We start from the raw sequence: 21,007 nt of genomic DNA on the forward strand, positions 1-21,007 counted from the left end.
TTAGTAAATATGTACAGTATTTAAAATAACGTTTATTACTTTTCTACTATCTCTTCTATCTTATCTTCATCAATTAACACTGCATTTTCAACAATACGTTTACCGCCTTGAATCTCAATGCGTTTGTTGTGTTTGTTCAATGTAAGTATTTCATCGCAAAACTGATCAGAGGGGTGCATTTCGTATGTGTAATCAATAATGTTACCAGTTTTGTCATCTTTGACGTTTGTAATGCTGTATTCTGATATAGCACCTTTTTCAATCAAATCTTTCATTGTGGTGGTCATATCACGACGAAGCGCTTTTAATTTATTTTCCGTAATATCATCAGTTGAATAAATAGATCCATATTTTTCCATAATAGAAAGTAATCTAAAATGATACGTTTTACCTGGAGCTGCATAACGCCAAAGGTGGTACAAACGAAGCATCATCCAACGCGACAATCCCCGTTTTAATTCTTGTGCACTGTTAAAGTAATATCCTTTGTATTCAAGGTTATCAATCATGTTATGAACAAACGCATTTAAACAGGCCACACACTTTACATTGCCACCTTGACCCTTTTTACCACTAAAGTGAAGTGACGATAAAAAGTTCATATTTGACTCGTAAAACGAATCATCTATATCGGAGTTTTTAGTATCGGTTGCTGAATATTTAAATGAAAGTTTAGAACCTTGCAATGCTTCAAGTGACTCTTTAATTGCAGGATATGGCATTGACTGCCCTACCGCTTTGAGCTCTTGCGCTAATTCGTTCATAGAAAAAACAACTGCGTATTGAATACCGGACTTAAAATTAATTTTAACTATTTTGCCTTTAGAAGCTAAACGAATAAGTGCTCGTTCTACTTTTTCTTCTCTGTCTGATGGCCAAACAAGATACTCAATATCTTCACCATCTTTACGAGTACTGACGACAGCAGGCGTAATTTTTATCTCACCATCGTATAAAATACCATCTACTTTCTCTGATATTTTACGCGTAATGATTGTTTTTTTAGGCGCTTCTTCAAGTGGCAATTTTTTATAGCCCGAGCGTACAAAGCGTCCCCACAAATCATAATGATTAAACGTGTTTGAATATGCACGTAAACCATGAGCTGCATTTTCAATAGAAATTCGCACGTCTTTGTTGTCTGTAAATAGTGCTAAACTTTCGTTATCTATTGCACTTTCCACCCCGTGGATTTGGCCCCTGAGTGTATCGGGCAAATTATCTACCGAGATGTTGACCTTTCGGCTCATTGTTCTTATTTCCATTTTTATTGCGACATCTAATAACAACACATTAAACAACAAAAGTTAAATGTTTAAGTTAGTATAAAAGTGATCTGACTTTAAATAAAACGTTTAGATCACTATTATACTAAGTAATGTATATAACTTGCGATTTCAGATCATATTTTTACTAACTGGGTCATCACAAATCTGTTTTTTACTAACTCAGCTGTTATTTTGTCCATCACAATGGCTTTATTTTAAAATTTAGTACGACAAATTCATACGAAATTTAATATCCCTGTGGATAAAGGCTTATCGAGTTAGCATAGATCTGATCTGTACCAAGTACAGATCAGATCTATACTAATTAAACGAACCTATTGACGCTAAGGTTAGTGCATAACTTTATAATTTACTTAGTAAAAAATTGATCTCAAGGGCTCTTTTTGTTCATAACCTTATGCGCAACCTGTGCATAACTTAATTTAAAAAATAAGGCTTAGTAAAAAGGTGATCTGCAGGTAGATAAAGATCTGATCTTAACCAAGTATAACGCTGATCTGCTTTTTTTTATATTGTTTATATTAATCATAATGTTATGTGTTAATTTAAGGTCCTTAACCTTTACTACCTTATATATTTAACCACCTTTAAACTTCTTTATTTATACTAAGCAATATTAAAAGTGTAAAAGTATTTTTAAATGTCTTCTTTTTAAAATGCATGTCGTCTTAAATAGTTGTTTACAGCAATTTGAATGGACATTATACTAACTGCCTAACTTTGAGGAAGAAAGTATGTCTATCAATAATAACGCGCTAAGTACCTACCGGCTTTTAAAAGCAACTGCCGAAGTAGCTGAAAAATCATTAGAAGGTCGTATTCAGCACTATCGTGCTCATCTTAAATCAGAAGAAAAAGAATTAAGAACTTATACGCAAAAAGCAGCTGCCGATTTATTAGGTTGTAATAATCGTACTTTAAAAAGACGTCATGACAACGGTGACTTTGATGATTTAAATATAAAACGCGGCGCCAATGGTCATTATGCTTACACATTAGTAAACATTTTTGCTATGGCTGATATTATGGATATTAAACCAGATCATCGTACTGATGATGACAAACTGCAAGTTATTGTCATTAATTCTCTCAAAGGTGGCTGTGGCAAAACAACCAGCATGGTTAATATTGCAGCAGCCCTGGCAACTACAAATATTAAGCGCTATCGCATTGGTATAATTGATTTAGATCCTCAAGGCTCTTCTTCAAGCTTTTTTCCTTCAAGCGAGCACGACCCAATTACTGTTGGTGATTTAATGCGTGATTGTATAGATTTAGATGAGGGCGAAACATGGCCTGAATTTGTTTCAGACTCATTTTTACCAACGCATATCCCAAATATTCGTGTACTACCATCAGGTATGGACGATTTTTATTTTGAGCACGAAACTGCAACATTACTCAAAGACACCTCAAATTATGAGCAAACTCGTCATTACCATAAGTTACTTGAAAAAGTAATTAACCCTGTTAAAGACGAGTTTGATATTATATTAATAGATACAGCTCCAACTCTTAACTTTATGTTTTATAATGCATTAATGGCTTCTACTGCGATGCTTATCCCTGTTCATCCAGAAGCTGTAGACTTTGATGCTAATAATAAATATTTAAAACGACTAGGCGAGATTTACCATACCGTTGCGGCACTTGGCCATGAGGGATGGGACTTTATGCAGTTTTTAGTGACCAACTATGTAAAAGGTAATCACTCACAGCGCGATATTGTTAAAGATGTTCGTAGTGCATTCGGTCGCCAAGTTATGAGTTACCCAATCAACCACAGCTCGGCGATTACTGCTAGCTCTTCGTCTTTCAATACTATTTTTGATCAAAAAGCGTCAGACAGCTTAGCAAGCCGTGAATCACTAATGCGCGCTCAAGAAAATATTAAAGATGTGGTCGATGAGCTAGAAATGCTTATTCGTTCAAATTGGCAGTCAACTCAATCAACACTCAATACCCCTAAGTAAGGATGTTTAATAAAAATGGCTAAAAAACGTAAAAATGACACCCGCTTAGATCCTTTTGCAACAGCTGTAGGAAGTAGTAGCCTTGACGCATTACTTGAACAAGCAAATGCTGGTGATGTAATTCGCATGCCAGCACCGAGCGATCCTGAGCGCCAAATTACACTTGTTTGCAAAGTGATCGCACACGCTGACATTGAATCTACAACTGGTGTATACGGTAAAAACCGCCGTGTACAAGCACTTCTTAACGAAAAGTCAGTATCGGATATTTTACCTGCCATTGCAGAGGATGGCCGTAATCTGCACCCTGCGTTACTTTGGGATCAGGGTGATAAAAGCTTAGTCTTAGCGGGTTCTCGCCGTCGTATGGCCTGTATTTTAGGTAACGCCGATTATTTAGTACTTAGTTCAAGCGACTTTACTGAGCAAGACGCTAAAATTTTAGCTATATCTTCAGATCAATATATCGCTCCAAGTTTATGGGAGCTAGGACAAGCTTACCAGCAAACTAAAAATGAGCTTATTGAACAAGGTAAAAAAGGATCTTACAGAGAGATTGCTGCAATTGAAGGTGTATCACACACCGCCATTGCAGATGCTGTTAAAGCGTATGAACAAATACCTGCTGAAGTTATTGCACTCTACCCTACTGCGAATCACGTGGGTCGCGAAGTGGCTAAAAAGCTCATGAGCGCAAAGGACAGAGACCAAGAGGCGTTTAATCAACTTGTTAGTGACCTAGCTAGTGATGAAGAGCTAAACGCCATTACAAGTGACGACAAGCGTGCAATGGCAATCACCAAATGCCTAACTGCTGAGCCTCAAGCTGCTGTTAAGCGTGAAGCTGTACTTGAAAATAAGTTTGTATCGGTGCAACGCAATTTAAAAAGTGGTGATGTGTCTATCAAAATCGACAATAAAGTGATGACAGACAAACGCTTAGAACAATTAACTAAGCTATTAAGTGCTTTTAATTAGTTAGTTAAATAATGATCTGTCAGACATATATACTTAGTAAAATACTGATCTGACAGATTGTTTTGTTAGTTAAAATCTGATCTTTACTAGCCTAATCCTACCTTAAATAATCATATTTCCTCTTCAAGATCACTTTTTTACTAACTAATCGCCCCCTTTTAGCTATTTGCTCTTGGTTTATTATTATTGTTAGTAAAATTGTGATCTATAACGTGTCGTTTAATCTTTATATTTGTATGTAGTGCCTAATATTTTGCGAAATTTTATACTCATTTTTACCTATAAACCGATTTTTTACTAAGCTATCAGCTCCAACCAGTTTATATCTTGTTAATAGTGCTTTAGCTCAGAGCACATAAGGCATATACTGGCAGAATTATTTTTAAAATTTAATGCTTAGAGTGACATGTCTGCTAACTTATCAAAAAATGATTTAATGGCTATTTTTGAAGAAATTAAAAATGAGCAGGCTACCCAGTTTCCTCTTTCTGAACGCTTTATTAAAAAACTTTTTCGCGAAAATGTCTTAGATAAAGGCAAAGAGTACTACAAGAAAGGTCAAATCACCTGGCTAGAGCATACCCCTAATTTTTCTGTTGTAGACTCTACCGTGCAAGTGGATAACGGATCATCATTTAACCAACGTATTGAGATCAGTAAAGTACCAACTGGTTATTCTGTTGATACACACTGTACGTGTAATGCAAAAACCAAATGCCGACATTTAGCTGCTATTTTGTTTAAGCTTAAAATAGAGCACTCTGGTGAATACGGTGAAGATTACTTCATTAATGATTGGTTTAGTGAATTAAGCGCTCTTAAAAGTGGTGATCAACATACACCGTCGCAAGTATTATTATTTGTATTAGATATTGAAAATAACAAAGTATTTTTAACACCTAAAATAGCTAATTTTGAGACTAAAAAGAATTACACGTTAGGCCGAAACCTCACTGAGCAACAGTTAAATAGTTTCGTAACGCCAAATGATTTACTCGAAAGTGATTTTAGATTATTTAGTTGGATACGTTCACAAAATGCAGTAGGAAGTATTGAGCTAAAAGGCCAATGGGGCTTTAGTGCCCTACAACAATTGATAGCTACTGAGCGCTTGTTTTTTCAGCGCTCTCGCGTGCCAATTAAAGCGCAATCTGGCCAAGCATTGAGTTTTAGTTGGGAGCAAGATAAAGATCTATCACAATTAGTTATTAAGCTCGAGCAAACCCAAAACTGGGCTTTATTAAAAACAACACCGCCTACTTATCTCGATTTAGATCATTTAAAAGCGGGTCGTCTTCGTACACCATTGAGTGCAGACGAAATAGCACATTTACAAACTATGCCTGCTTTGCATGACGCTAATTTTGACAGAATATACAAACAACTTGCAGATAACTTTGGTGCAGGTGTTATACCGCACCCTACTAACTTGCAGCCAACGTTACCTAAGCTATCTAGTAATGCTGTTTTAAAAGTAACAATGGGCGAGCAAGGTTTATCACTTTCGCTGCTATTTAAGTATAAAAATAAAAACTATTTAGCTGGTTCTGCCCCAGCAAGTACTATAAATAGCGCATTTGAAAACACCGTAACTAACGAGCTAATCAATCTAGGGTTTGAATTTTGTAAAGGGGGTTTACAAAGTGAGCTTGTATTTACAAAGCAATCTCCTATCCATTTGCATTGGCTAATATACGAAGTATTTCCTGGCTTTAAGCAGCGTGGTTGGCAAGTCAGTGTAAGTAAAGTAACAAGCCCTAATCCACAATGTGAAGTGAGTTTACATGTACACCGTGCAGCAGGGCATCAAATGCACTGCAAAGTATTGTTGTGTGACGCAAAAGCAGCGCTGTTGTTTACTAATGCTGATTCGCTTTATCAGTCATTGAATCGCCAAAGTGAACTGTTTTATTACTACCCGCTTGGTCGTCAATTTGGGGTTATTAATAAGTCTGCCATTAACTTATTAAACGAATTTAAAGAACGCTTTGAATTTGTAAAAACACGTGACGAATTTAATATTCCGCTTTCGTATTTACCTGAACTAGTAAAGCACACAGCTATTAACGTAGAGCTTCACGACGATTCACTTGAGCTATATTTACAAGAGTTAAATAATACCGATAAGGCAATGCCTAAGGTTTCATTACATGGCTTAAATGACTCTGTAACACTTCGTGAGTACCAACAGCAAGGCGTTGATTGGCTTAGCTTTTTAAAACGTCATCAATTAGGTGGTATTTTAGCTGACGACATGGGGTTGGGTAAAACACTCCAAGTTATTGCATTTTTAGCGAGTACATTTAACCGCCCTCAAGCAGGCCCTACACTTATAGTGTGCCCAACTAGCTTGGTGAGTAATTGGAAAAACGAAATCACTAAGTTTGCTAAAAGTTTAAAAGTAACCACTATTTTTGGATCAAACCGTAACGATCCTTTACAACACTTAGCACAAGCGCAATGCATTCTTACTACATACCCGCTTTTAAAGCGTGATATTGCATATTATTCACCATTATATTTTGAAAATATAATCCTCGATGAAGCACAATACATTAAAAACGATACCGCACAGGTCTCACGATTAGTTAAACGCTTAAATGCCGACTTTAAACTTTGTTTAAGTGGTACTCCAATCGAGAATAATTTACTTGAGCTTAAATCGTTACTCGATTTTGCTATGCCATCGTTACTTGGGTCTCAAGCCCACTTTAAGCAGCACTTTCAAACACCTATTGAGCGTGAAGCTGATATGCAGAGGGCTGAGCAGTTAAAAGCGTTAATTATGCCCTTTATAATGCGCCGCACTAAAGCACAAGTAGCGCAAGAGTTACCTGAAAAAACAGAGCTAACAAAAGAGTTTGAGTTTGAGCCTAAGCAAAAAGAAATGTACCAAGGCATTACACGTTCATTAGAAGAGAAGCTAATAGACTTATTTGCCGAACAAGGCGCACAAAAAAGTAAGCTTGCATTTTTAGAGGCGCTTTTAAAGTTAAGGCAAATTTGTTGCCACCCTAAATTAATAGATCCAGATACTCAAGCAGGCTCCGCTAAGCTTGAATGGTTAACAACACACTTACCGCTTATGCTAAGCCTAGGTCGTAAGATTATTATATTTAGTCAGTTTACATCGGCACTCGATTTAATAGCCCAACGCCTTGAAGAAATAAACATTAACTTTAGTATGCTTACAGGGCAAACGCGTCAACGAGATAAAGTAATCGACGAGTTTACCAGTGGGAAAACTTCCGTGTTTTTAATTAGTTTAAAAGCCGGTGGAACAGGCCTTAACTTAACACAAGCAGATACTGTTATTCATTTTGATCCATGGTGGAATCCCGCAGTAGAAAAGCAAGCGACTGATAGAGCCTACCGTATTGGTCAAACTAATCCTGTATTTGTTTATAAGCTCATAATGAGTAACTCAATAGAGCAAAAAGTATTTAAAATGCAGCAAGACAAGCAAGCCCTTGTTGATGCATTATTTACCGATAAATCAATGAGCTTTACAAAGTTTGATGAGCAGCAAATGTTGTCATTAATTAAAAACTAAAAAAGATCTAAAAAGTTTTGATCTTTTTATGAACTTAATTAAAAAGCGGACGTCTATCATTATGCTTGTTGATTAATTGCAGTTAACACAAGCATCATGTTGATTTCCCATTTAGTTACTAATTTTAGTAATGATTGAGCCAGCCCATTTTGAGTTGGCTTTTTTTATGTCTAAAATTTAGCGTGCAGCACTTATTTTAAAAGTTTTTATTTTTTTATGAACTTAATTCAAAAAGACGCGTCTACTATTATGCTTGTTGATTAATTGCAGTTAATACAAGTTTTCATGTTGATTCCCTATTTAGTTACTAATTTTAGTAATGATTGAGCCAGCCCATTTTGAGTTGGCTTTTTTTATATCTAAAATTTAGCGTTCAGCACTTATTTTAAAAGTTTTTTATTTTTTTGAACTTAATTAAAAAAGACGCGTCTACTATTATGCTTGTTGATTAATTGCAGTTAATACAAGTTTTCATGTTGATTCCCCCTATTTAGTTACTAATTTTAGTAATGATTGAGCCAGTTCATTTTGAACTGGCTTTTTTTATGCCCATAATTTGATTTGTTTAAATCAACCCGAATAAAAATAAATGATCTTCCGCAAATTAATTTGAATTAATTATTTTGTTATCCGGTCTACTCTAATGTCTGTTGTTATATAGCCTCACCTAATAATATTAGTTATTTTGGTGATTATGTATTTAAGTTGCAGCTTGCTCGGGCACATGTTGATTATCCCTTTGATTACTTAACTTAGTAATATTTGACCAGCTTATTTTAAGCTGGTTTTTTTATGTCTGTAATTTCTTTGCTCCCCTACTTCTGTTGATGGTTATTGGTTATGATGGCATGTCTCTAAATTTTATAAGTTTATTTTATGCTCACTCAAGTACTCACTAATATTGATTGGCTAAGCGCCGGTGCTGGTGTTGCGTTAGGCGCCCTATTTTACAGCGCTGTATCAACACGGCTTCGCAAAAAGCTACATCTACAAATAAGCGAACAGCAGCAACAGCTTTCCCTGTTACAAAACCAATTTGATAATAAAGATTTGCAATACAGCGCCTTGCTAGAAGATCATGAACTGCTAGAACATACTCACCAAGAGCAGCGCGATGAAGCCCAGCATTTTAAAACGCGTTTTAGCGAACAAGAAAAACAAAGCATTCAATACAATCACTTTTGGCGTAAAGCCGAAGGCGAGCTGGCAGCGCTTCGTGAGCAATATAATCAGCGCGATGTTGAATATAATAATATGCGCACTACCCTTGAGCAAAAACAGCAAAACTTTAGCGAGCAACTCGCGCAAATTGAGCAAAGTAAAAATACGCTTAAAAAAGAGTTTGAAAACCTAGCCAATAAAATTCTAGAAGAAAAATCACAAAGCTTTAAAACCTTAAATCAAGAAAGCATTGAGCAATTATTAAAACCAGTTCAAGGCGAGCTAAAAGGCTTTAGAGAAAAAATGGAATCAATGCACGTTGAAGACATAAAACAACGGACTGCACTTAAAACCGAGCTACTGCATTTGCAAGCTAAAAGCCAAGCTATAACAGATCAAGCCGACAAGCTCAGTAACGCCCTACAAGGGCAAAAGAAAACCCAAGGTAATTGGGGCGAGCTTATGCTCGAAAACGTATTAGATAGTGCTGGCTTACGTGCAGGCGTTGATTATAAGCGCGAAGTGTCGTTTAACACTGAAGATGGCCGCTTGCGCCCTGATGTAGTTGTGTACTTACCACAGGGTCGCCACTTAGTTATTGATGCTAAAACTTCATTAAATGCCTATACACGCTACGTGAACGCTGAAAATGATCTAGATGCTAATCAAGCAATTAAAGAGCATGTAAACGCCGTTACAGCGCGTATTAATGAACTTGCGAGTAAATCGTACGACCGCTTACCAGGTATTAACTCGCCAGAAGTAGTGGTTATGTTTGTACCAATAGAATCAGCTTTTGTAGAAGCACTCAAATATCAAAGCGATATTTACCAACAAGCAATCGAAAAAAATATACTGGTAGCTACACCCACCACCCTGCTTACTAGTTTAAATATTGTTAAACAGCTTTGGCGTTTTGAAGAGCAAACCAAATATTCAAAAGAGCTGGCAAGTCGAGCGGAACGTTTTTATAACAAGCTCAATGGTTTTTTATTGAGTATGGAAGGCGTAGGTAAGCAGCTTGATAAAGCGAAAGAAAGTTATGATAAAGCATTTTCGCAGCTATACCGTGGTAAAGGTAATTTAATTAAACAAGCATCAGAGTTTAAAGAGCTAGGTGTGTCGGTACAAAAAGAGCTACCCAGTGAGAGCGTAGAACGTGCCCAATTAGAGTTAGATTAACCCTGATTTATTTTTTATTTAGTTTATGTAAGTTAAACCTTAAGGGTATTTATGAATAATAAGATTGTAGGAATTGTTTTAATCGTTATAGGTATCGCTTTAATTATGTGGGGATACGACGTGTATGATGCGGCGGCTTCGCAGCTTAGCCGTGCATTTAGTGGCGACACGCCAATAGAAGCATGGGCGGGTATTATTGGCGGTGCCATCTGTGTGTTAATTGGTATTAAAAAGCTCAAGTAACCTGAACTTGAATAATAGATCTATTTAAACAGCTATTTAAGCAGCTATTTTCAGCGCTAACTACGTTGAATTTAGTTGCAATTTGCTGCACTGCACAGTGTTACTTGGCAAGATAAAACTCTTACAGGGCTTGCCAGCAATTGCATTGTGAAAGAGTAAAATACGCCGTGTATTGCAAGGCAAGCCTTTAATAATAAACGTTTTTGTAATATTTACCCCAATTATTTCAACTACGCTCGGTTAAATTAGCTAAGTGTTGCTGCAATTGCTTTGCTAGTGAGATTATTTGTGCATCTTAAATTTATTACGGTTTTGTCTACTAATTTGTACATATCTAATAAATGTAACCATTTTATGTTGTATAAATGAGTATTAAAGCGTGCACCAATTTGGAAGTATGCTTTTTTATCAAGCTATTAAAGTGCACTGTTTTGTGCATTTAAAAGGACCATACGAGTAAAGAAAATAATCAGTTTTAAATGTTAATTCAAACGTCTGTTCAGTGTTTGTTAATTTATATATCTTATTGATAGTATTGTCATTTATTGTATTCTCCTTGCTTGAGTTTGGTTGTTATTTATACTAGCTTAGAGCGTAGATATTTAACCTACTCAAGGAGAATAGTCACATGGTATCTCGCAGAAATTTTATTAAAGCAGGGGCTGCTTTAAGTTTAGGCTCTATTTTTAGTGCTTCAGCTTTGGCTGAGCAACTAAAGGTAAAAATGTCTAACGGCAGTGTTATGCAAACTAAAGGATCAATAAATAAAAGCGCTGCTCTACCCACAAACGATGTTACTAACGCTAAGCATTACCGGCCGGAATCAAGAATGGGCTTGGGCGGCCTTGCCGCCGGGAATGGCTTTAATACTATATCAAGCGATACAGAAATTTTAACAATGCTAAATGCAGCATGGGATTCTGGTATTCGTCATTTTGATACATCACCTTTTTACGGTTTGAGTTTAAGCGAAAGGCGCTTCGGTGATTTACTTCGAAACAAAAAGCGTGAAGATTATGTTTTATCCTCAAAAGTAGGTCGCCTTCTTACCCCTTCAGCAGAGCCTTTAGAAAATAGTTGGCATTGGGCTGATCACTCACCGTTTCATTATAAGTATGATTATTCAGCCTCAGGCACGCGCCGTTCAATAGAAGATACTTTGCATCGTATTGGTGTCGCCTCACTCGATATTGTCTATATTCACGATTTATCACCACAAAACAGCGATATGGGAGATGACTGGCTTAAGTATTTTGATCAAGCGGCTAAAGGTGCTATTCCTGAGCTGACTAAAATGCGTGATGAAGGAATAATTAAAGGCTGGGGTTTTGGAGTAAATACACCTCATGCTGTTTATAAAGCGCTTGATATGTCAGACCCAGATATTTGCTTACTAGCGCTGCAATATTCAATTTTAGATCACAAGCAGGCACTTGATAAAACCTTTCCTATGCTTGATAAACGAGGTATTTCAGCAGTCATTGGTGCGCCGCTTAATGGTGGTTTTTTAGCCGGTCGTAACCGCTTTAATTATTCTCCTAAAATTCCAGGGCCTATGCAGCAAAAGTTTAATGCAATAAGCGACATTGCATCTAAACATGGGATTGATATTAAAACAGCTGCACTGCAGTTTGCAGAAGCGCCTTCAACGGTATCCTCAATTATTCCTGGGGCACGCACGGAGGAGCAAATTAAAGCTAATGTAGCCTCAATGAAAGTTACCATACCAAGCGAATTTTGGAGTGAGTTGAAATCTAAACAGCTTATTGCCCAAAACGCCCCCATACCGGCATAACACAATAGGTGTGCCATTTGCTTGGCACACTTATTCATAGCTAATATATGGTTTATTTTTAAGCAACGCTTCTCGCGTGAGCAAGCTATACATCTTGTGTCTCGATAAATAATAGACACAAGGCGCAGAGCTAATAGGCAGGAAAAATCTACCGATTACACTACCTCAAGCAGTAAAATATTACATATAACACATATCGGTATCATGCTGCACTTCATCCTAGTGGTGAGAGCGTATGGAATATATTGAAAGGGCTAAATATATAAAGCAAAAAGTTACTGTAAACCCCCATTACAGTTAGCCGGTAAATTGTGCAAATAGTAAATTAGCACTACTTAGTCAATTGAGCAGTGCTAATTGGTTTAATTAAAAGCCACATTTACCGTTATTTATTGCCATTGCGCTTTTGTCAAAACGATCTCAATACCTCACAACTTCGCTTTTATAAACTTAAAAACATCAAGCACATTATGATTTATTAACCCATTTTTTGTAAGGTTGGTACTTATCGTACAACACATTAAAAATATACGTGTATATGAGTATAAACACTAAAAAGCCAGCTTCTAATGCTGTAGCGGCTAGCCATGTAATATTTAAATACCAAGCAAGTATTGGCAGCGTTATTACTAACATACCCAGCTCAAAGCCACATGCATGCGTAATGCGGGTTACCAAACCTCGCTCTATTCGGTTATGCCCAACTATTTTATCAAACACTATGTTGTAAATGTAATTCCAAAGCATGGCGAAGATTGATAAACCAACACCTACTATTGCCATTTTTCCTGTTGCAAACCCACCAAAATAAGATGATGCAGGTACAACAAAAGATAATGCTATCATCTCAAATATTAGCGCCTGAAAAATACGTTCTGCTGTGTTCATATATAAATAACTTCTTAAGTTGATGACGATGGCTGTATTTTCATTCATTATAAAGATATGTGTTAGTTACTTAGTATCGGGAAAAGCGATATGTTTAGTATTGAGCAGCTTCAAGCATTTGTGGCTACCGTTGAAGCTGGATCGTTTTCAGCTGCTGCGCGCGGTTTAAGTAAAGCGCAGTCGGTAATAAGCCAGCATATTATTAATTTAGAAATAGACTGTAATGCGACATTATTTGAGCGCACAGGGCGCTATCCACAATTAACCGAAGCCGGTAAACAGTTACTACCCCAGGCTAAGGCCGTGCTTAATCAACACCAGCGATTAACAAACTCTGCATTAGCACTAAACGAAAAAACACCAACCGAAATCACTATCGCACTTGACGAAGGGATCCCGTTTAAAACTATCGCAAGTATTATTAGCAAGCTGCAAAGTAAGTATCCTTACGTATCGCTTGAGTTTTTAAGTGCATCCAGCCATGACATAATTGACATGCTAAACAGCGAAAAGCCTATAACGGGTATTATTTTTAGTGAATTAAATATACCGAGCTACTTGGACTATGAATGTATTGGATCGGTAAAATTTGATTTATATGTTGCTAAATCGCACCCTTTAGCGGGGATCAGATGTGAAAATATGGATGGCCTTCGGCTACATCGACAACTTCTTCTTCGTTCTCGCAATACGCAAACAAGTAGCTTTCAGCTAAAAATTAGCCCAGAGATTTGGTATGCCGATAATTACTTTGTATTACTCGAGCTAGCAATACAAGGTAACGGGTGGTGCTTATTACCAAACCATGTAGCTGTAGATGCAGTACAAAGTGGTGAGCTGGTTAAACTTCCTCTTGAGTTTGAAGAAATGGGTTGGTTGGCTAATGTTGATGTATTACAGCATCAGCAACACAGTAATCAAGAGGTGTTTAAAGTACTAAGAAATTTACTACGGAATTTTTTAAAAACTTAGCTTTTATATAATGCCTGTTAGGCGGTTTACTTTTTATTACGCTAAATCCCAGTAAGGTGTATCGCCATAATAGCCACTTGCAAAATCAACAAACGCACGTACTTTACTGGGTAAAAACTGTCTGTTTGCATACACCATGTAAAGCCCCATTGGCTCGGGTTCGTAGTCATTTAAAATGCGCACTACTTTACTTTGAGCCAGTGCTTCCCCTGCTATAAATGTGGGCTGCATAGCAATACCACCACCCGCAATGGCTGTATTTAGTAGCAAATCACCATTGTTAGCCACAAAGTTACTTTCAAGCTTTAGCTCGCTTTTTAACTCATTAACCCCAAATAATCGCTTTGTGGGTTCGCTGTGGGAATAGCGTAAATAATTATGTGACTGTAAATCTAAAAGCGTTTGTGGCGTGCCATGGCGTTCTAAATAGTCGGGTGACGCAAATACAGCTAAACGTATAGGGGCAATTTTTTTAGCTATGAGCGTTGAGTTTTTTAATACGCCAATACGTAGAGCAATATCAATACCCTGCTCTACTATATCTACATATTGGTCGGTGAGCCGTAAATCTAACTTTAAATTTGGATACTGCTTTTGAAAATCAACCAACAAACCTGCTAAATGCTTAGTACCAAACGACATAGGCGTACTAATACTAAGCACACCCGATACACTTTCGCTTAAGTTGTTTAGTGAGTTTTCCATGTCTTCAATATCAATAATCACTTGCTGACAACGCTGATAATATTGATTTCCAGCCTCTGTAACACTTACTTTTCGCGTTGTACGGTGTAATAAACGCGTGCGTAGATTATCTTCCAGCGCAGAAATATATTTGCTGACTAACTGCGGCGAAATATCGAGTTTATCGGCCGCTTTTGAAAATGATCCTTCTTGCACGACGGCTAAAAAGGTCTTCATGGTGGTGAGTTTATCCATCTTTAACAATACTTTGTTGATAATGTATAAATAAGTATCATATTTATCGTCAAATTAGAAACTTATATAGTGTTTATAACACGTCTATTTGTTTAAGGTTTTAGTATGACTCAGCCTGCTTTATTTATATCTCACGGTTCGCCAATGATGGCTGTACAGCAATCGGCTACGTCAGATTTTCTTGCATCAATAGGTCAAACGCTTAGTAAACCACGAGCTATTGTGGTGTTTTCTGCCCACTTTGATGAAGCGCACGATATAGTTATTACATCAGGAGATGCGCCGCATACTATTCACGACTTTTATAACTTCCCCAAGCCCCTGTATGAAATTCAATACCCAGCACCAGGAGACCCTAAGCTAGCTAATACTATTAGTGAGTACTTTTACAAAGCGGGTATTAAAACGGTGCAAAGTGCAGATCAAGGGTGGGATCATGGTGTGTGGATCCCGCTGCGCTTAATGTATCCAGCAGCTAATATTCCCATTGTTCAGGTGTCTATTAACACGCGTTTGGGCGCGCAGGCGATGTATAAGTACGGGCAGTTACTTGCACCATTGCGCAGCGATAACGTATTAATTATTGGCTCAGGCGGTATTAGTCACAATCTACGTGAAATATTTAAAAGCCCTGCTACACCTAACCGTGTTCAAATGGTTAATGAGTTTATCCATTGGGTTGAGCAAAAATTAATAGCGCAAAACACCCAAGCGTTACTTAACTATTTAGATGAAGCACCCCATGCTTTATTTAATCACCCTACCCAGGAGCACTTTTTACCTCTTTTTGCAGCGCTTGGTAGTGGTGACGGTAAAGCCGAAAAAATACATGAAGGTATAGAAATGGATATTTTAGCGCTTGATGCATACAAGTTTTATTAATTTGAGCGTTCGTTCAAATCAAGTTAAGCTGTAAGCAAGTACTTTAAAACCAACTTAATTTATTTTATTGCGGAGCAAACATGGCAACTACACTTGCATTTGACGTATACGGTACGCTAATAAATACTCACGGCGTACTGTCCTTACTCGACGACATGATTGGCGATAACGCCCAAGCATTTTCAAATACATGGCGCGAAAAGCAATTAGAGTATTCATTTAGACGTGGATTAATGCAAAATTATATTCCTTTCTCGCTATGTACAAAACACGCACTCGATTACGCCTGCTTAGCGCACAAAACCGAGCTAAGTGAAGAGCAAAAGGAGCAACTGCTAGAGCTTTATAAAACGCTTCCTGCGTTCGATGATGTAAAAGCAGGCCTTGAGCAATTAAAAGCGAAGGATTACCGTTTGTTTGCATTTTCAAACGGCGCTGCCGACGCAGTTCATACTTTATTAGAAACCGCTGGCATTAGTGAGCTTTTTGAAGGGGTAGTAAGTGCCGACGACGTTAAAACCTTTAAACCAAACCCAGGCGTTTATAGCCACTTTTTACGCGAAACTAATTCAACAGGAGCAAACACGTGGCTTGTATCAAGTAACCCGTTTGATGTAACCGGTGCTATATCGCACGGTATGCGCGCGGCGTGGATTCAACGATCTAAAGAATCTATTTTTGATCCGTGGGAAATACAGCCAAATAGAATCGCAACCGATTTACTCGATTTAAAAGCAAAATTAGAAAGCGTTAACTAAGCCGTACTTTTACTTTTATATCCCGTTTACAGTTTTAGGTGTAAACCTAGCTGTAAATGGGGTCCACTTTTTAAATTTGTTAGCCACTTATAATATGCCTGTTGTAACTTACCTCTCCTCACTTTTTTAAATATCGCATTATTAAAAACCTAATTAAATAGTATGCGCTTTAAATATTTGCATAACTCATTTTATATACTTCGGTAGTTTTAAAAGTAATTCCTTATAACTAATTACTTTCCCTTAAGTACGATAATAACCCTATATTTAGTCCTTAATCATTATTGATAATGCAAATTATTACCATTAAGATCCTTGAACCCAAATAAGCACCAAGGAGCGAAATATGTCACAATTACAAACTGCACAGCTCAGCCCTATCCAAAACCAATCTTTATTTGAGCAAAATGGCCTACCGCCGCAATTTAATCTCGATCAGTTTATTAATTATCAAATAGCGTCGCTGCAGGGGCTTTCGGCTGTACAACAAGCCATGGCTAAAGCGCAAAAGCCGTTTTCTGGTGTGTCGGTTAATACGCTTGCCGCCACTGTTAATGATGTAGATTTAGCCAAACCTCTTGCTGATTTTCCTGCGGTATTAAACGAGCTTAAAAGTGTGTATTTAGATCACGCTGTATATTTTCATCACCCGCGTTATATGGCGCATTTAAATTGCCCTGTTACATACCCTGCGGTTGTGGCTGAACACATAATTGGCGCAATTAATACCTCGGTAGATACCTGGGATCAAAGCGCTGGCGCGACCCTTATTGAACAAAAACTAATTGATTGGAGCTGTGAAAAAGCAAAGCTACCGAGCACTGCCGATGGCGTTTTTACTAGTGGTGGTACACAATCGAACTTAATGGCGATGCTAGTTGCACGCGAAGTTGCTGTAAGCCGTTATGCACCAAATCATGAAGTAAAACTGCAAGGTTTGCCGGATGTAGCCTCGCGATTTCGTATTTATTGCTCTGAGGTGGCGCATTTTAGTATTCAAAAGGCAGCGGCATTACTGGGCCTTGGTTATAACGCGGTAGTGCCCGTGGCTACAAACAATAAAATGCAAATGGATATGGACGCACTTAACCACGCAATTGCGGATTCTAAAGCTAAGGGCGATTTACCTATCGCTGTGGTAATTACCGCAGGTACAACCGATTTCGGCTCAATTGACCCGATTGAAGAGATAGCAAAACTTGCTAAAAAAGAGCAGCTTTGGTGCCATGTTGATGGCGCATACGGCGGCGGGTTACTAGTAAGCGAGCATCACCGAAGTGCTTTAAACGGCATAGAAAAAGTAGATTCAATTACCATTGATTACCATAAATCATTTATGCAGCCGGTTAGCTGCAGTGCTTTTTTATTAAGTGACAAACGCCATTTTAGCCATATAACCCTTTACGCCGACTATCTAAACCCGCTTGCTGAGGCCAGCAATGGCACGCCAAATTTAGTTGATAAAAGCTTACAAACCACACGCCGTTTTGATGCCTTAAAACTTTGGTTAACACTGCGTACTATGGGCGAGGCGCCACTTGGCCGAGCGTTTGATAAAGTAATTGGCCTTGCTCGTCAAACCCATATAGTGCTTAACGAGCACCCTGATTTTGACGTTATAAATTACCCAGAGCTTAGCGCGCTGGTATTTCGCTTTGCGCCAGAGGCGCTAAAACATAATCCCGATTTACTCGACACCCTAAACCTGCACGTACGCCAAACATTTTTAAAAACCGGTGATGCCATGATTGCGCGCACCAAAATTAACGGCCGTCATTATCTTAAATTTACGTTACTTAATGCCCAGTGCCAATTGAGCGATGTGCGCGCAGTGCTTGAGCAAATTAGCACTATTGCGTGGCAAACGTATAAGGAGCAACAATAATGAGCAACCAACCTTATGACTTTATAGCCATTGGCCTTGGCCCGTTTAATTTATCGTTAGCGTGTTTAAGTGAACCACTAGAAGGCGTTAAAAGCTTATTTTTAGAGCAACGTAGCCAATTTGATTGGCACCCAGGCATGATGCTAGAAGGTGTTACTTTGCAAACGCCGTTTATGTCTGACTTGGTGACCCTTGCAGATCCTACTAGCCAGTACAGTTTTTTAAATTATGCCAAGCTTAATAATCGCTTATACCCATTTTATATTCGCGAGAGCTTTTTTTTACTGCGTAAAGAATACAACCTATATTGCCAATGGGTGTGCTCGCAGTTGAGTAACGTAAGCTTTGAGCAAAGTGTAACTAAGGTTGAATTTTGCCAGCAAACTCAGTGCTATACCGTTACCTGTAATACCCCAAATGGGGAGCAACACTATGTTACGCGCCACATAGTGCTTGGCACCGGCCCTGCCCCATATATTCCTGATTGTGCAGTGCAAAGTAATTCTAATAACGTAATGCACAGTAGCGACTTTTGCCATCGCCTTGATGAGCTAAAATCTGCTAAGCGCGTAACAGTTGTGGGAGCAGGACAAAGTGCTGCTGAAATTTATCACACCTTATTACAACAAGCCGTGCCACTAGGTTTGCAACTAGATTGGATTGCGCGATCGCCGCGTTATTTTCCGCTGGAATACACTAAACTCACCCTTGAGATGACCTCACCTGAATATGTTGATTACTTTTATAACTTAAAAACTGAGCAACGAGATTGGCTTAACCAAAATCAAAAAAACTTATTTAAAGGCATAAATGGCGATTTAATTAATGACATTTTTGACACCCTTTACGCGCAAAGCTTAGATGGGCCTATTTCTACCACATTTAAAACTAACAGCAAGCTTACTAATACACGTAAAAGTGCTGGGCGCTTAGTCACTGAGTTTTATCATCAAGAGCTAAATGAAGCCTTTGAAATAAAAACCGATTACTTAATTTGTGCCACTGGCTTTAAATACAAGCGCCCCGCTTTTTTAAACCCTATTGCGCAGCAGCTCCCAGAAGATGAACAAGGCCGCTATTTAGTTAGCCGCGAGTATGCGGTAGATAGCAACCAAAAACGTATATTTGTACAAAATGCAGAGCAGCACACCCATGGTTTTGTAACCCCCGATTTAGGCATGGCGTGTTATCGCAACAGTATAATTTTGCGCGAAATACTCGGTTATGCGCCGTATCAGGTTGAGCAAAAAATTGCTTTTCAGTGTTTTGATTTAAGTGATGTAGAGACCCATTCACAGCAAAAGAGTAACGCCGCATGAGTTTACGTTTAGCACTTATTTTGCTTACGGTTATTTCGGTGGTGTGCGACACCTTATTACTGCCGTTTTATCCGCAATTTTTTGCCAGCGAATTTTCTGTAAGTAACCCCACACTAATTGGTGTGTTTGTAGCTAACTGTTGTATTACCGTTATGCTCGCGCTGCCCCTGTGGGCAAAGGTTGCCAAAAAATATCACGAACTGGCTCTTTGGCTTGTAACGCAAGTGATTGCCGCCTGCTTTGGTTTGCTTTGTTATTTTGCAACTAATGTGTGGGAATTTTGGTTTTATTACCAGCTTATGTTGGTGCTTAAAGCCAGTTACTTGCTTATTTACCCGTTTGCACTGCGTTTAGAGCAGCAAAGTAAGCACCTTTCTATTATTGGCTTGTTTTCGGTACTTATGCACTTTGGGGCTATTGGTGGCGCGTTAGTGGGTGGTTACTTTTTTAGTCTAAACGAACCGCGTTATGCACTGTTATTAAGTGCTGCGGGCGATGTAATACAAGTGTTGCTATGTGCCTATTTAATGGTGAGCTTAAAGCTAGGTATTTATCAGCACGCTATTGAAAGCGAAAAACCGCGTACTCGCACACCGTACTTAATATGGCAATTTTGCTTTATAAGCGTGGTGGTTTATTTTAGCGCGTTTTTAATTAGGCCATTTTTTACGACCCATTGGCAAGGAATGAGCGCGCAAAGCAGTGCGTTTGTAAGTGCGCTTGTGTACGCCATTCCTGCTTTTTCAGCCCTACTAATGCTGTTGTTTAACCACTTTAGGCAGCACTTACCTGTTCCTACGCTTAGCCGCACAAGCACATTATTGTGCGCGCTTATTTTTGGCGCTATTGGGCTTTATTTACAGGCGCAAGAGTCGGTGTGGTTAGTTGTCGGCTCTCGCGTTTTATACGGTATAGCGCTGTTTCAAGTAATGGTTTTATTAGAGGTTATGTTATTTGCTAAAAGTGAGCCTGCTCACTACGGCAGTGATTTTGCCAAAGTGCATGTTGCGCAAAATATTGGCGTTATTTTAGCGTCGTTATTGGTGGGTATGAGTGTGGAATATTTTAATACCACCGTGCCTTTTTACTTTGCTGCTATTGGTTTTGCAAGCCTTGGCGCTATTTTGCTATGGCGGGTAAAATTTGTTGGCCGCACTGCACACACAGCCACTTAATAATTAAAAAGATTT

The 21,007-nt window shown here is 38.3% G+C and carries 15 protein-coding genes; 12 read left to right on the forward strand and 3 right to left on the reverse strand.

Features of this window, described 5'->3' with window-relative positions:
- Positions 1–35: 35 nt before the first annotated feature.
- Entirely contained in the window at positions 36–1,250 is a 1,215-nt protein-coding gene (locus tag AC5NT5_RS16865) for a hypothetical protein (protein WP_024596523.1), read from the reverse strand.
- Between the two features lie 773 nt (positions 1,251–2,023).
- Here AC5NT5_RS16865 and AC5NT5_RS16870 point away from each other — a divergent pair.
- The 6 genes from AC5NT5_RS16870 (at position 2,024) to AC5NT5_RS16895 (ending at position 12,174) form a co-directional block, all read left to right on the forward strand.
- Positions 2,024–3,262 carry an AAA family ATPase gene (locus AC5NT5_RS16870; RefSeq protein ID WP_494513572.1) on the forward strand — a complete coding sequence of 413 codons (1,239 nt, stop codon included), beginning with the start codon at positions 2,024–2,026 and terminating at the stop codon, positions 3,260–3,262.
- A gap of 15 nt (positions 3,263–3,277) precedes the next feature.
- A complete protein-coding gene (locus AC5NT5_RS16875; RefSeq protein ID WP_494513573.1) occupies positions 3,278–4,240 on the forward strand; it encodes a transcriptional regulator in 963 nt (320 codons plus the stop codon).
- Positions 4,241–4,646: 406 nt separating this feature from the next.
- A complete protein-coding gene (locus AC5NT5_RS16880) occupies positions 4,647–7,793 on the forward strand; it encodes a DEAD/DEAH box helicase (RefSeq protein ID WP_182768666.1) in 3,147 nt (1,048 codons plus the stop codon).
- Between the two features lie 876 nt (positions 7,794–8,669).
- Positions 8,670–10,136, forward strand: a complete 1,467-nt coding sequence (locus AC5NT5_RS16885) for a DNA recombination protein RmuC (protein WP_494513574.1) — start codon at positions 8,670–8,672, stop codon at positions 10,134–10,136.
- Between the two features lie 51 nt (positions 10,137–10,187).
- Positions 10,188–10,379: a DUF3185 family protein gene (locus AC5NT5_RS16890; protein WP_024596528.1), complete on the forward strand. Its 192-nt coding sequence runs from the start codon at positions 10,188–10,190 to the stop codon at positions 10,377–10,379.
- 628 nt (positions 10,380–11,007) lie between these two features.
- Complete coding sequence (locus tag AC5NT5_RS16895) at positions 11,008–12,174, forward strand: aldo/keto reductase (RefSeq protein ID WP_494513575.1); 1,167 nt, start codon at positions 11,008–11,010, stop codon at positions 12,172–12,174.
- Between the two features lie 468 nt (positions 12,175–12,642).
- Here AC5NT5_RS16895 and AC5NT5_RS16900 read toward each other — a convergent pair whose 3' ends face one another.
- Entirely contained in the window at positions 12,643–13,062 is a 420-nt protein-coding gene (locus AC5NT5_RS16900; RefSeq protein WP_182672990.1) for a PACE efflux transporter, read from the reverse strand.
- 90 nt (positions 13,063–13,152) lie between these two features.
- On the opposite strand from AC5NT5_RS16900, the gene AC5NT5_RS16905 reads away from it, so the two are divergent.
- Positions 13,153–14,034: a LysR family transcriptional regulator gene (locus tag AC5NT5_RS16905; RefSeq protein ID WP_182672991.1), complete on the forward strand. Its 882-nt coding sequence runs from the start codon at positions 13,153–13,155 to the stop codon at positions 14,032–14,034.
- 36 nt (positions 14,035–14,070) lie between these two features.
- Here the strand turns inward: AC5NT5_RS16905 and AC5NT5_RS16910 are convergent, their stop codons facing one another.
- A complete protein-coding gene (locus AC5NT5_RS16910; protein ID WP_494513576.1) occupies positions 14,071–14,973 on the reverse strand; it encodes a LysR family transcriptional regulator in 903 nt (300 codons plus the stop codon).
- A gap of 105 nt (positions 14,974–15,078) precedes the next feature.
- Between AC5NT5_RS16910 and AC5NT5_RS16915 the strand changes: the two genes are divergently transcribed.
- The 5 genes from AC5NT5_RS16915 (at position 15,079) to AC5NT5_RS16935 (ending at position 20,992) form a co-directional block, all read left to right on the forward strand.
- Complete coding sequence (locus AC5NT5_RS16915) at positions 15,079–15,855, forward strand: DODA-type extradiol aromatic ring-opening family dioxygenase (protein WP_494513577.1); 777 nt, start codon at positions 15,079–15,081, stop codon at positions 15,853–15,855.
- 80 nt (positions 15,856–15,935) lie between these two features.
- On the forward strand, positions 15,936–16,613 hold the full coding sequence (locus AC5NT5_RS16920; protein ID WP_494513578.1) for a haloacid dehalogenase type II: 678 nt from the start codon (positions 15,936–15,938) through the stop codon (positions 16,611–16,613).
- Between the two features lie 346 nt (positions 16,614–16,959).
- Positions 16,960–18,498: a pyridoxal phosphate-dependent decarboxylase family protein gene (locus tag AC5NT5_RS16925; RefSeq protein WP_494513579.1), complete on the forward strand. Its 1,539-nt coding sequence runs from the start codon at positions 16,960–16,962 to the stop codon at positions 18,496–18,498.
- A complete protein-coding gene (locus AC5NT5_RS16930; protein ID WP_494513580.1) occupies positions 18,498–19,817 on the forward strand; it encodes a lysine N(6)-hydroxylase/L-ornithine N(5)-oxygenase family protein in 1,320 nt (439 codons plus the stop codon). The genes AC5NT5_RS16925 and AC5NT5_RS16930 overlap by 1 nt, the downstream gene beginning before the upstream one ends.
- Entirely contained in the window at positions 19,814–20,992 is a 1,179-nt protein-coding gene (locus AC5NT5_RS16935) for an MFS transporter (protein ID WP_494513581.1), read from the forward strand. Before AC5NT5_RS16930 ends, AC5NT5_RS16935 begins: the two co-directional genes overlap by 4 nt.
- The last annotated feature ends 15 nt before the right edge of the window (positions 20,993–21,007 follow it).

This window comes from Pseudoalteromonas sp. J2K-J599 (assembly GCF_059295115.2).